A 12,348-nucleotide genomic window follows, 5' to 3' on the forward strand; every position below is an offset into this window, starting at 1 on the left:
ATGCTGGATAAAATTGTCATTGCTAACCGTGGTGAGATCGCGCTGCGCATTCTGCGTGCCTGCAAAGAGCTGGGCATTAAGACTGTTGCCGTGCACTCCACCGCGGACCGTGACCTGAAGCACGTGCTGCTGGCAGACGAGACCGTCTGCATCGGCCCGCCACCTTCAGTCAAAAGCTACCTGAACATCCCGGCACTGATCTCCGCCGCTGAAATTACTGGCGCGGTCGCGATCCACCCGGGTTACGGCTTCCTCTCTGAGAACGCCGATTTCGCCGAGCAGGTTGAGCGTTCAGGCTTTATCTTCATTGGCCCGAAAGCCGACACCATTCGCCTGATGGGCGATAAAGTGTCTGCCATCACCGCCATGAAGAAAGCGGGCGTGCCCACCGTGCCAGGTTCTGATGGCTCGCTGACCGACGACATGGAAAAAAACCGTGCTTTCGCTAAGCGCATCGGTTATCCGGTGATCATCAAAGCCTCCGGCGGCGGCGGCGGTCGCGGTATGCGCGTAGTGCGCAGCGACAAGGATCTTGAGCAATCCATCAACATGACGAAAGCGGAAGCCAAAGCGGCTTTCAACAACGACATGGTTTACATGGAGAAGTACCTCGAGAATCCACGCCACATCGAAATTCAGGTGCTGGCCGATGGCCAGGGTAACGCGATTTATCTGGCGGAACGTGACTGCTCAATGCAGCGTCGTCACCAGAAAGTCGTCGAAGAAGCACCAGCGCCAGGCATCACGCCGGAACTGCGTCGCTACATCGGCGAGCGCTGCTCTAAAGCCTGTATCGATATCGGCTATCGCGGTGCGGGTACCTTCGAGTTCCTGTACGAAAACGGTGAGTTCTACTTCATCGAGATGAACACCCGTATTCAGGTGGAGCATCCGGTGACCGAGATGATCACCGGCGTCGATCTGATCAAAGAGCAGCTGCGTATTGCTGCTGGTCAGCCGCTGTCGATCAAACAGGAAGACGTGGTGATTCGCGGTCATGCGGTTGAATGCCGTATCAACGCCGAAGATCCCAACACCTTCCTGCCAAGCCCAGGCAAGATCACCCGTTTCCACGCGCCGGGCGGCTTTGGTGTACGTTGGGAATCGCATATCTATGCCGGTTACAGCGTGCCACCGTACTACGATTCCATGATTGGTAAGCTGATTACCTACGGTGAAAACCGTGACGTGGCAATCTCGCGCATGAAGAATGCGCTGGCGGAACTGATCATCGACGGCATCAAGACCAACATTGAGCTGCAGATGAAAATCATGTCCGACGAAAACTTCCAGCAGGGTGGCACCAACATCCACTATCTGGAGAAAAAACTCGGCCTGCAAGAGAAGTAATTGCAGCGCAGAGCAAAGCAGAGGCCGGTTAACTCCGGCCTTTTTCATTTTTGTCGCCTTTGAGGTTACATAATGGATTGGCGTTTTTTACAAGCGAACAAAGAGGCGCGCTGGTCACTGTATCTGACGCTGGCCTACCTTGCCGTTTGGGGACTTTCTGCCTGGCTGGGCGGCAATGAGATCGGCGTCTTTGGCTTACCAAGGTGGTTCGAGCTTTCGTGTTTGTTCGCCCCGCTGCTGTTTATTGTGTTGTGCTGGCTGATGGTGCGCGTGCTGTTCCGCGACATGTCGCTGGAGGATAACGATGGACTCTGAAATCATTCTTCCGCTGTTGGCCTATCTGGTGCTGATCGCCGCGCTGTCGGTGTTTGCCATGCGCAAGCAGCGTCAGGGCAACTTCCTGAGCGAATACTTCCTCGGCAGCCGTTCGATGGGCGGCTTTGTGCTGGCCATGACCATCACCACCACATATATCAGCGCCAGCTCGTTCATTGGCGGCCCCGGCGCAGCCTATAAATATGGCCTTGGCTGGGTGCTGCTGGCGATGATTCAGGTGCCTGCCGTCTGGCTTTCGCTTGGCGTGTTAGGCAAGAAATTCGCCATTCTGGCGCGTCGCTACAACGCCGTGACGCTCAACGACATGTTGTATGGCCGCTACGGCAGCACGCTGCTGATTTGGCTCTCCAGCATCAGTTTGTTGGTGGCGTTTATCGGCGCAATGACCGTGCAGTTCATCGGCGGTGCGCGCCTGCTGGAAACAGCGGCCGGCATTCCTTATGACACCGGCCTGCTGATCTTCGGCGGCACCATCGCGCTCTACACCGCTTTCGGTGGCTTCCGCGCCAGCGTGCTGAACGATGCGATGCAAGGTTTGGTAATGCTGATCGGCACCTTCCTGCTGCTGTTCGCAGTGATTCACCACGCTGGCGGATTAGCCTCCGCAGTGACCAAACTGCATGATATCGATCCGCAGCTGACCTCACCGGAAGGCGTGGGCAATGTCATCAACCCAACCTTCCTCAGCTCGTTTGCCGTGCTGGTGTGTTTCGGGGTGATTGGTCTGCCCCACACCGCGGTGCGCTGTATTTCCTATAAAGACAGCAAAGCCATGCATCGTGGCATTGTACTCGGCACCATTGTAGTGGTGATCCTGATGCTTGGTATGCATCTGGCCGGCGCGCTGGGGCGCGTAATTTTGCCCGATCTCACCATCCCCGATCGCGTGATTCCTACGCTGATGATTACCGTGTTACCGCCCATGGCGGCGGGCGTATTTCTTGCGGCGCCGATGGCGGCCATTATGTCGACCATCAACGCGCAGTTGCTGCAATCCTCCGCTACGCTGATCAAAGATCTCTACCTGCGTATTGCCCCGCAGCACAGTGAAAATGAAGCGCGCCTGCGCATGTTGTCAGGCACCATCACTTTCGTACTCGGTGTGTTGCTATTGCTGGCAGCGTGGAATCCGCCCGATATGATTATCTGGCTGAATCTGCTGGCATTTGGTGGCCTTGAAGCGGTCTTTCTGTGGCCGCTGGTGCTGGGTTTGTACTGGGAGCGCGCCAACTCCACCGGTGCGATCAGCGGCATGCTGGTCGGCGCGGGATGCTATACGCTGCTTGCCAGCCTGAATATTGAGTGGTGGGGCTTCCACCCGATCGTTCCGTCATTGACCTTAAGCCTGCTGGCCTTCCTGGTGGGTAATCTGTTTGGCCGCACGCCTGCAACGCATGCCGCGGCACTGGAATAAAGAGAAACGCTATGCCTTGGATTCAAATCAAAATTAACAGCACCGGCGAAAACGCCGAGACCCTGAGCGATGCGCTGATGGAGGTTGGCGCGGTGTCGGTCACTTTCCAGGACACGCACGACAATCCGGTGTACGAGCCGCTGCCGGGCGAAACGCTGCTGTGGGGCGATACCGATGTCATCGGCCTGTTCGACGCTGAAACCGAGATGAGCGATGTGGTGGCCGAGTTAAGCCAGCATCCGCTGCTGGGATCCGCGTTTCGCCATAAGATCGAGCAGATCGAAGATAAAGACTGGGAGCGCGAATGGATGGATAACTTCCACCCGATGCGTTTCGGTGAGCGCCTGTGGATCTGCCCAAGCTGGCGCGATGTGCCGGATCCAAATGCCGTCAATGTGATGCTGGATCCGGGCCTCGCCTTTGGTACCGGCACGCATCCTACCACATCGATGTGTTTGACCTGGCTTGATGGCCTGGATCTGCAGGGCAAAACGGTGATCGACTTTGGCTGTGGCTCCGGCATCCTCGCTATCGCTGCACTGAAATTGGGAGCGGCGCAGGCGATCGGCATTGATATCGATCCGCAGGCGATTCAGGCCAGCCGTGATAACGCCGAGCGTAATGGCGTCTCTGAGCGTCTGGCGCTCTATCTGCCCCACCAGCAGCCGGAAAACTTGCAGGCTGACGTGGTGGTCGCCAACATCCTCGCGGGTCCGCTGCGTGAGCTGGCACCGCTGATTAGCGTGCTGCCGAAAGCCGGCGGTCATCTTGGATTGTCCGGCGTGTTAGCGAGCCAGGCTGAAAGCGTGTGTGAAGCCTACGCCGAGCGTTTTGAGCTCGACGCGGTTGCAGAGAAAGAAGAGTGGTGCCGCATCACCGGCGTGCGCCGCTAACCTGCCCGCTTGCCAGTCGGGCTAACTGACTGGCAAGCCGTACTATTTTCTGAGACCCGTCTTAAAGCGCCAGCCCTTCTCAACCCTTGCCGTTTCTTTACATTTCAGTCATTACAATCCTGCTCCAGGCGATAGCGCTATCCCTGCTGGCAATGCCTTTAATGGCATTTCACTTCGATAAATCGCTGAAAGTAATGGATGATGAAAAAGAAACTTTCCTTACTCGCTCTGCTGACAAGCATGGCATCGTATGCGCACGCTCACAGCTCAAACTGGTCTTATGAAGCGCCGGATGAATGGGGCAATCTGCACGCCGATTATCACACCTGTAAAAGCGGTGTGAACCAGTCGCCTGTCGATATCCGCAAGGTGGTGAATGGACAATTGCCGCCGCTAACGTTGAGCTATCAAGCCAAACAAAAATCCATCATCAATAACGGTCACACCATCCAGATCAACGTCAAAGATGGCGATGCGCTCGCGCTGGATGGCGAAGCTTATACGCTGCGTCAGTTCCACTTCCATACGCCGAGCGAAAATCTGATTGATGGCAAACGCTTTCCGTTGGCCGCGCATTTCGTCCATGCCAGCGAAGAGGGACATCTGGCTGTGGTTGGCGTGATGTTTGAAGCCGGGGCAGAAAACCCTGCGCTGGCGGAGATCCTGCGTGAGCTGCCACCTGAAGTTAACAAAGAGGCGGCGCTGCAACAGCCACTTAATCTCAGCGCTTTGATTCCGGGTCAAAAGAACTACTATCGCTTCAGCGGCTCATTGACGACACCGCCTTGCACCGAAGGTGTGCGCTGGTTTGTGATGAAACAAACTGTTTCGGCATCGGCTGAACAGCTCAAAATGTTCACTACTCTTTTAGGCCAGCATGGCAACAGTCGTCCTGTACAGCCGCTTAATGGTCGTGTGATCGTCGAATGACCCAAGCCTTGTCTGGTTCTACCCTGTGAAGCTGCTTGCAGGGTAGTCATTTTCCCATCGCCACGTATTATTTGCGGCACGCCGCTTGCCGGTATTCTTATTACTGAGATTGAAAATGAAACCCTCCCTTTTACTTAGCTTAATGTTGGCTTACAGCATTAGCGCGCATGCTTCTTCCCCTTCCGCACCACACTGGAGCTATGAAGGCAGCGCTGGCCCAGAGCACTGGGCCGAACTTTCTGCTGATTTTCAAACCTGCCATAACGGCAAGTTTCAGTCGCCAATTGATATTCGCCATACCATAGATGGTCAACTGCCGCCCCTTAAGCTGGAGTTTCACGCCGCAGCAGAAAACCTGACCAACAACGTGCACACACTGCAAGTGAACGTGGATGATGAAGATGACTTTATGCTGGATGGCGAAACCTTCCGCCTTAAGCAATATCATTTCCATACGCCGAGTGAGAATCAAATCGACGGGCACTCTTATCCGCTCGAAGCACATTTCGTTCACGCAAACGCCGATGGGGAAATAGCGGTCATTGCCGTGATGTTCGAGGTTGGCAAAGAAAACACCGCTCTTAATCCGATTATTACCGCAATGCCTAAGCAGATAAATCATGAGGTGGTGGTGAAACAGCGTATCGATTTAGAACCCCTCTTCCCGGAGGATCGCCATTATTATCGTTTTAGTGGATCGCTGACTACTCCACCTTGCACCGAGGGTTTACGCTGGCTGATCATGAAGCATCCCGTCACGCTCTCCCAATCACAGTTGCACCATTTCCAACTGGCGCTGAAACACAGTAATAATCGTCCCCTGCAACCATTACATGGTCGACTGATTGTCGAATGATGAACTGGCAATCCCTACGCTAATAAATTAGTACAATTAATAATCACATTGCCGTCATTTCTATGGCTAATTACCGGAAGTGACGGTTTTTATGTTGTGATTTCGGTCATGTTTTGAGAAAAATTTTTGTACACAATTTCATCATATTTTTTTAATCGTATGAATTATAATGATTAATGCTTATCTTTGTGTCTGATAAGTTAATTTCCCTGCTCTCTCACGGCGAATTGTTCAAAGTTTGGCCTTTCATCTTCTTTAAAAAATGCGTAATATACGCCGCCTTGCGAACAGTTAGGGTCACTTCTTTTTCATGCGCATTGGACAACATCAGCTACGTAATCGACTCATTGCTGCGCCTATGGCCGGAGTATCCGATAAGCCATTTCGCACCCTGTGTTATGAGAACGGCGCCGGTATGACTGTCTCCGAGATGCTGTCGTCGAACCCGGAAGTTTGGGCCAGTGACAAATCCCGTTTGCGTATGGTGCATAGTGACGAGCCTGGTATCCGCGCCGTGCAAATTGCCGGTTGCGATCCTGATGAGATGGCTGCTGCCGCGCGCATTAATGTGGCGTCTGGCGCGCAAGTTATCGATATCAACATGGGCTGCCCGGCCAAAAAAGTGAATCGTAAGATGGCAGGTTCAGCGCTGCTGCAACATCCGCAACTGGTGGAGTCGATTCTCCGTGCGGTCGTCAATGCAGTGGATGTACCGGTTACGCTGAAGATTCGCACCGGCTGGGACAAAGAAAATCGTAATTGTGTAGAGATTGCCCAATTGGCTGAACGCTGTGGCATTCAGGCTCTCACCATTCATGGCCGCACGCGCGCCTGTTTGTTTGAGGGATTTGCTGAATACGACAGCATTCGGACAGTTAAGCAGAGCGTTTCCATTCCGATTATCGCGAATGGCGACATTACTGACCCGCATAAAGCCAGAGCGGTGCTCGACTATACCGGAGCCGATGCTCTTATGGTTGGCCGTGCCGCTCAGGGAAGACCGTGGATCTTCCGGGAAATCCAGCATTATCTGGACACAGGGGAGCTGCTGGCACCGAAGCCGCTGGCTGAAGTGAAGCAAATGCTGATTGGACATATACGGGAGCTGCACGACTTTTACGGTCAGCGCAAAGGATACCGTATTGCCCGAAAACACGTATCCTGGTATTTGCAGGAAAGTGCTCCTGATGACCAGTTTCGGCGCACATTCAACGCCATAGAGGATGCCAGCGAACAGCTGGAGGCGTTGGAGGCATACTTCGAAAATCTTGCGTAAACGAAATAAAGAGCTGAAAGAACTATGTTCGAACAACGCGTAAATTCTGACGTACTCACCGTTTCTACCGTTAACTCTCAGGATCAGGTGACCCAAAAGCCACTGCGTGATTCGGTTAAACAGTCACTGAAGAACTATTTTGCTCAACTGAACGGTCAGGATGTGAGTGATCTGTATGAGCTGGTATTGGCAGAAGTCGAGCAGCCTCTGTTGGACATGGTGATGCAGTACACCCGTGGCAACCAGACCCGTGCAGCTCTGATGATGGGTATCAACCGCGGTACCCTGCGTAAGAAGCTGAAAAAATACGGCATGAACTAATCTGTTCGTTGCTGCGATAACGCCAGCCTTGCGGCTGGCGTTTTTGTTTCTGCTGCCGGTAATTTCCTGAGGTTAAAAACGCATGAAACAATTGGCGCGATAATGGTAACGATAGTTGCAATTGCAGCAGTGATATCCTATCCCTCTTAGCAACGCATTTCCCCTCACTTTATTACGCGCTCACTTATCCTTTCATCACCCTTCAGCCCGCTTTCTCTGTGATCCTCAACCGCTTCGGCCGTAAGCGTGCAAACTCATACATCCACTCCTGAGCGTTAGCTCACACTGCTTCCATATAGTGAAACTTTTTGCACTATTTGTGATCGTGTCGTCTCGTCATGCTGCCTTTTGGTGCGCCATATTAGCCAGAATCTTCTGAGTGCTTCAGTTTATTAAAAGATCTTTCCAGAGAATTCAGGATTCTGCAAACCTGGCATCAGGTTTGCAGAGTTGTGGATGGCTAACCACCACAGACAGAAAACAGCGCACATTAAAGTGCGCGCAAACATAACAACACACGATATCGCCACACAGGATGCTTTATGAAAAAGATGATGCTTTCCACTCTGGTCGCTGCAGCCTCGCTGTTAGCTGTTGCTCAACAAGCGCACGCTGGCACCACGCTGGATGCCATTAAGAAGAAAGGTTTTATACAGTGCGGCATCAGTGACGGCCTGCCAGGCTTCTCTTATGCTGACTCTAACGGCAAATTCACCGGTATTGACGTGGATGTATGCCGTGCAGCCGCTGCCGCAGTATTTGGCGACGCAACTAAAGTGAAATACACCCCGCTGACCGCGAAAGAACGCTTCACCGCGCTGCAGTCTGGCGAAGTAGACATCTTATCTCGTAACACCACATGGACCTCATCACGCGATGGCGGCATGGGCTTCCTGTTTGCAGGCGTGAACTATTACGACGGTATCGGCTTCCTGACGCACCAGAAAGCCGGTCTGAAAAGTGCTAAAGAGTTGGATGGCGCCACCGTGTGTATCCAGGCCGGTACTGATACCGAGCTGAACGTGGCTGACTACTTCAAAACCCATAAAATGCAGTACACCCCAGTCACCTTCGACCGCTCTGACGAATCCGCTAAAGCGCTCGACAGCGGCCGTTGCGACACCCTCGCGTCTGACCAATCTCAGCTGTATGCGCTGCGTATCAAACTTGGCAAGCCAGACGAGTTCATTGTACTGCCAGAAGTGATCTCGAAAGAGCCGCTGGGGCCCGTGGTACGTCGCGGTGATGACGATTGGTTCACCATCGTCAAATGGTCGCTGTATGCCATGCTGAACGCGGAAGAGATGGGTATCAGCTCTAAAAATGTCGATGACATGGTAGCGAAACCGACTACGCCGGATATGGCACATCTGCTGGGCGCGGAAGGTGACTTCGGTAAAGACCTGAAGCTCGATAACAAGTGGGCTTACAACATCATCAAACAAGTGGGTAACTATCAGGAAGTGTTCGACCGTAACGTCGGTAAAGACAGCGCACTGAAAATTAAGCGCGGCCAGAATGCGCTGTGGAATGCGGGCGGCATCCAGTACGCTCCGCCAGTTCGTTAATTCCATTCTGCCAGTCGGGCACCGCATCCTGCGGTGCCCACGCGTAATCTTCACTGAGGTTTTAACATGTCGCAACGCCCAACCGTAAAAAGGGATTTTTCGTTCGGTAATCCTACGGTTCGCGCCTGGCTTTACCAGATCGTCGCGATTGTTGCCGTGCTTGCTGTGGTGGGATATTTAATCCACAACACCGTAATCAACCTGGCCAATCGTGGCATCACTTCCGGATTCGGGTTTCTGGATCGCAGTGCCGGCTTCGGCATCGTCCAGCACCTGATCGATTACACCGAAGGCGACACCTATGCGCGCGTGTTTATGGTGGGGTTGACCAATACCCTGCTGGTTTCCGCGCTCTGTATTGTTTTCGCTTCGATCCTTGGCTTTGCCGTGGGCCTGGCTCGCTTGTCTGAGAACTGGCTGCTGCGCAAGCTTTCAACCATTTATATCGAGACCTTCCGTAATATCCCGCCGCTGCTGCAGATCTTTTTCTGGTACTTCGCGGTACTGCGTAACCTGCCCGGCCCACGTCAGGCACTCAACGCTTTTGATTTGGCATTCGTCAGCAATCGCGGTTTGTATATTCCGTGGCCCGAGTACGCACCTGGCACATGGCCATTCCTGATCGCGCTGGCGTTAGCGGTGCTGGGTTGCATGGCGCTGTTCCGCTACAACCGTAAGCATCAGTTAAAAACCGGCCAACTGCGTCGCACCTGGCCGGCTGCGGTTGGGTTGCTGATTTTGCTGCCGCTGATTGCTCATACCTTGTTTGGCGTTGCCATGCATTGGGATGTGCCGGAACTACGTGGATTTAACTTCCGCGGCGGTTTCGTGATGATCCCTGAGCTCGCCGCGTTGACTCTCGCGCTGTCGGTTTATACCTCGTCGTTCATCGCCGAAGTGATTCGCTCCGGTATTCAGTCGGTACCACATGGTCAAAGTGAAGCTGCACGTTCGCTGGGTTTGCCTAATCCAGTGACCATGCGTCAGGTGATTATCCCGCAGGCAATGCGTGTGATTATCCCGCCACTGACCAGCCAGTACCTCAATATCGTGAAAAACTCATCGCTGGCGGCCGCGATCGGCTATCCAGACATGGTTTCGCTGTTTGCCGGTACCGTGCTGAACCAAACCGGTCAAGCGATTGAAACTATCGCGATTACCATGGCGGTTTACCTGATTATCAGCCTGATCATTTCACTGCTGATGAACCTCTACAATCGCAAAATTGCGCTGGTTGAGCGTTAAGAGAACGGGATCATTATGTCTGTTACTACACATGAAACACCGCCGATTCCGACCCATCCACTCAGCAAGGCTTGGCTCTGGGCACGCAAAAATCTGTTCTCCAGCTGGCTGAATACGCTGCTGACATTGTTCAGCATCTGGCTTATTTGGAACGTGATTCCTCCGGCACTGAATTGGCTGGTATTTCAGGCTAACTGGATTGGTGAGACGCGCGCAGACTGCACCAAAGAAGGCGCATGTTGGGTGTTTATCCATGCACGCTTTGGCCAGTTTATGTATGGCCTCTATCCGCATGAACTGCGCTGGCGCATCAATCTATCTCTGGTTATCGGCTTGCTCTCGATTATTCCGATGTTCATCAAATCAATGCCGCGTCGTGGTCGCTATATCGCCTGTTGGGCGGTGGTCTATCCGATTGTGGTTTGGTTCCTGATGTATGGCGGCTATTTCGGTTTAGAGCGCGTAGAGACTCGCCAGTGGGGCGGCCTGACATTGACGCTGATTATCGCTTCAGTGGGGATTGCCGGCGCGCTGCCGTTGGGGATTTTACTGGCGCTGGGACGCCGCTCAGAAATGCCGGTGGTGCGTACACTTTCGATCATCTTCATTGAGTTTTGGCGTGGTGTACCGCTGATCACCGTGCTGTTTATGTCGTCGGTGATGCTGCCGCTGTTTATGGCGGAAGGCACTACCATCGACAAACTGGTGCGTGCGTTGGTTGGCGTGATCTTGTTCCAGTCTGCGTATGTTGCGGAAGTGGTGCGCGGCGGTTTGCAGGCGCTACCGAAAGGCCAATATGAAGCCGCTGAATCGCTGTCGCTGGGCTACTGGAAAACCCAGATGCTGGTAATTTTACCGCAGGCGCTCAAGATGACCATTCCCGGTCTGGTGAATACCATCATTGCGCTGTTTAAAGATACCAGCCTGGTGATCATCATCGGCCTATTCGATCTCTTCAGTAGCGTGCAGCAAGCCACCGTCGACCCAACCTGGTTGGGGATGTCGACGGAAGGCTATGTGTTTGCTGCCATGGTTTACTGGATTTTCTGTTTTAGCATGTCGCGCTATAGCCAGTATCTGGAGAAGCGTTTTCACACCGGGCGTGCATCGCACTGAGGTTTAACATGACACAAACTATGACTAATGCGGCTGATGCCATGATGATTACACTCGAAAAAGTTAACAAATGGTACGGTCAGTTCCATGTACTGAAAGACATCAATTTAAAAGTAAAACCACGCGAACGTATCGTACTGTGCGGACCTTCCGGTTCGGGTAAATCGACCACTATTCGCTGCATCAATCACCTCGAAGAACATCAGCAAGGACGCATCGTGGTGGATGGTATCCATCTCAATCACGATGTGCGCAATATTGAACGTGTTCGTACCGAAGTCGGCATGGTTTTCCAGCATTTTAATCTTTTTCCGCATCTTACCGTCTTGCAAAACTGTACGCTGGCACCGATTTGGGTGCGCAAAATGCCGAAGAAAGAAGCGGAAGAGCTGGCCATGCATTACCTTCAGCGTGTACGTATTGCTGAGCATGCACATAAATTTCCTGGCCAGCTTTCGGGTGGTCAGCAGCAGCGCGTAGCGATCGCTCGCTCACTCTGTATGAAGCCGAAAATTATGCTGTTTGATGAGCCCACTTCAGCGCTCGATCCTGAGATGGTCAAAGAAGTGCTCGATACGATGATTGGCTTGGCAGAAGATGGCATGACCATGTTGTGTGTTACCCATGAGATGGGATTTGCGCGTACCGTGGCGGACCGCGTGATCTTTATGGATCGCGGTGAAATTGTCGAAGAAGCGCCTCCTCAGGAGTTCTTCGCCAACCCGAAATCAGAACGTACGCGTGCGTTTCTTTCGCAGGTTATTCACTGATATTCAGCGAGTTAAATTAAGAAGCGCCTCTGCTGAAAAGCAGGGGCTTTTTTATAACTACAATTTGAATCGGGGCGTTTTTGGGTGGCATTGAAGCTTTTATCGCATACAAAAAAGCCCTGAACTTTCGTTCAGGGCTTCTGTGTTTGATGCCTGGCAGTTCCCTACTCTCGCATGGGGAGACCCCACACTACCATCGGCGCTACGGCGTTTCACTTCTGAGTTCGGCATGGGGTCAGGTGGGACCACCGCGCTAAAGCCGCCAGGCAAATT

At 53.0% G+C, this 12,348-nt stretch carries 12 protein-coding genes and 1 rRNA gene; 12 read left to right on the plus strand and 1 reads right to left on the minus strand.

The window, feature by feature from the left end:
- From accC to K5Y30_RS11090, 12 genes are all read left to right on the plus strand, one after another.
- Positions 1 to 1,350, plus strand: coding sequence for an acetyl-CoA carboxylase biotin carboxylase subunit (accC, locus tag K5Y30_RS11035; protein ID WP_008101999.1), 1,350 nt, complete (start codon positions 1 to 3; stop codon positions 1,348 to 1,350).
- 72 nt (positions 1,351 to 1,422) lie between these two features.
- Entirely contained in the window at positions 1,423 to 1,665 is a 243-nt protein-coding gene (locus K5Y30_RS11040; protein ID WP_192412303.1) for a YhdT family protein, read from the plus strand.
- Positions 1,655 to 3,100 (plus strand): sodium/pantothenate symporter, encoded by a 1,446-nt coding sequence (panF, locus tag K5Y30_RS11045; protein WP_101762832.1) that lies wholly within the window; start codon positions 1,655 to 1,657, stop codon positions 3,098 to 3,100. Before K5Y30_RS11040 ends, panF begins: the two co-directional genes overlap by 11 nt.
- 11 nt (positions 3,101 to 3,111) lie before the next feature.
- Positions 3,112 to 3,993, plus strand: a complete 882-nt coding sequence (gene prmA, locus K5Y30_RS11050) for a 50S ribosomal protein L11 methyltransferase (protein WP_110867451.1) — start codon at positions 3,112 to 3,114, stop codon at positions 3,991 to 3,993.
- Positions 3,994 to 4,233: 240 nt separating this feature from the next.
- Positions 4,234 to 4,923: a carbonic anhydrase gene (locus tag K5Y30_RS11055; RefSeq protein WP_222211396.1), complete on the plus strand. Its 690-nt coding sequence runs from the start codon at positions 4,234 to 4,236 to the stop codon at positions 4,921 to 4,923.
- Between the two features lie 115 nt (positions 4,924 to 5,038).
- Entirely contained in the window at positions 5,039 to 5,779 is a 741-nt protein-coding gene (locus K5Y30_RS11060) for a carbonic anhydrase (RefSeq protein WP_222211397.1), read from the plus strand.
- Between the two features lie 310 nt (positions 5,780 to 6,089).
- The gene (dusB, locus tag K5Y30_RS11065) at positions 6,090 to 7,055 is read left to right on the plus strand and encodes a tRNA dihydrouridine synthase DusB (protein WP_176970593.1); all 966 of its coding nucleotides are present in this window, start codon (positions 6,090 to 6,092) and stop codon (positions 7,053 to 7,055) included.
- 24 nt (positions 7,056 to 7,079) lie between these two features.
- Entirely contained in the window at positions 7,080 to 7,376 is a 297-nt protein-coding gene (gene fis / locus K5Y30_RS11070) for a DNA-binding transcriptional regulator Fis (RefSeq protein ID WP_007891954.1), read from the plus strand.
- A 542-nt stretch (positions 7,377 to 7,918) separates the two neighbouring features.
- Positions 7,919 to 8,944, plus strand: a complete 1,026-nt coding sequence (locus K5Y30_RS11075) for an amino acid ABC transporter substrate-binding protein (protein WP_101762828.1) — start codon at positions 7,919 to 7,921, stop codon at positions 8,942 to 8,944.
- A 66-nt stretch (positions 8,945 to 9,010) separates the two neighbouring features.
- Positions 9,011 to 10,189, plus strand: coding sequence for an amino acid ABC transporter permease (locus K5Y30_RS11080; protein ID WP_110867453.1), 1,179 nt, complete (start codon positions 9,011 to 9,013; stop codon positions 10,187 to 10,189).
- A gap of 15 nt (positions 10,190 to 10,204) precedes the next feature.
- Positions 10,205 to 11,305 carry an amino acid ABC transporter permease gene (locus K5Y30_RS11085; RefSeq protein ID WP_222185317.1) on the plus strand — a complete coding sequence of 367 codons (1,101 nt, stop codon included), beginning with the start codon at positions 10,205 to 10,207 and terminating at the stop codon, positions 11,303 to 11,305.
- Positions 11,306 to 11,313: 8 nt separating this feature from the next.
- Complete coding sequence (locus K5Y30_RS11090; RefSeq protein ID WP_304623900.1) at positions 11,314 to 12,075, plus strand: amino acid ABC transporter ATP-binding protein; 762 nt, start codon at positions 11,314 to 11,316, stop codon at positions 12,073 to 12,075.
- A gap of 151 nt (positions 12,076 to 12,226) precedes the next feature.
- On the opposite strand, the gene rrf is transcribed toward K5Y30_RS11090, so the two are convergent.
- A 5S ribosomal RNA gene (gene rrf / locus K5Y30_RS11095) occupies positions 12,227 to 12,342 on the minus strand.
- Between the last annotated feature and the right edge of the window lie 6 nt (positions 12,343 to 12,348).

The organism is Pantoea sp. DY-5, from assembly GCF_019795955.1.
Classification (GTDB): domain Bacteria; phylum Pseudomonadota; class Gammaproteobacteria; order Enterobacterales; family Enterobacteriaceae; genus Pantoea; species Pantoea leporis.

Bases quoted from the DNA above. Each gene is read 5' to 3' on its own strand.
- accC (WP_008101999.1), top strand. From the start codon at position 1: ATGCTGGATAAAATTGTCATTGCTAACCGTGGTGAGATCGCGCTGCGC.
- K5Y30_RS11040 (WP_192412303.1), top strand. From the start codon at position 1,423: ATGGATTGGCGTTTTTTACAAGCGAACAAAGAGGCGCGCTGGTCACTG.
- panF (WP_101762832.1), top strand. From the start codon at position 1,655: ATGGACTCTGAAATCATTCTTCCGCTGTTGGCCTATCTGGTGCTGATC.
- prmA (WP_110867451.1), top strand. From the start codon at position 3,112: ATGCCTTGGATTCAAATCAAAATTAACAGCACCGGCGAAAACGCCGAG.
- K5Y30_RS11055 (WP_222211396.1), top strand. From the start codon at position 4,234: ATGGCATCGTATGCGCACGCTCACAGCTCAAACTGGTCTTATGAAGCG.
- K5Y30_RS11060 (WP_222211397.1), top strand. From the start codon at position 5,039: ATGAAACCCTCCCTTTTACTTAGCTTAATGTTGGCTTACAGCATTAGC.
- dusB (WP_176970593.1), top strand. From the start codon at position 6,090: ATGCGCATTGGACAACATCAGCTACGTAATCGACTCATTGCTGCGCCT.
- fis (WP_007891954.1), top strand. From the start codon at position 7,080: ATGTTCGAACAACGCGTAAATTCTGACGTACTCACCGTTTCTACCGTT.
- K5Y30_RS11075 (WP_101762828.1), top strand. From the start codon at position 7,919: ATGAAAAAGATGATGCTTTCCACTCTGGTCGCTGCAGCCTCGCTGTTA.
- K5Y30_RS11080 (WP_110867453.1), top strand. From the start codon at position 9,011: ATGTCGCAACGCCCAACCGTAAAAAGGGATTTTTCGTTCGGTAATCCT.
- K5Y30_RS11085 (WP_222185317.1), top strand. From the start codon at position 10,205: ATGTCTGTTACTACACATGAAACACCGCCGATTCCGACCCATCCACTC.
- K5Y30_RS11090 (WP_304623900.1), top strand. From the start codon at position 11,314: ATGACACAAACTATGACTAATGCGGCTGATGCCATGATGATTACACTC.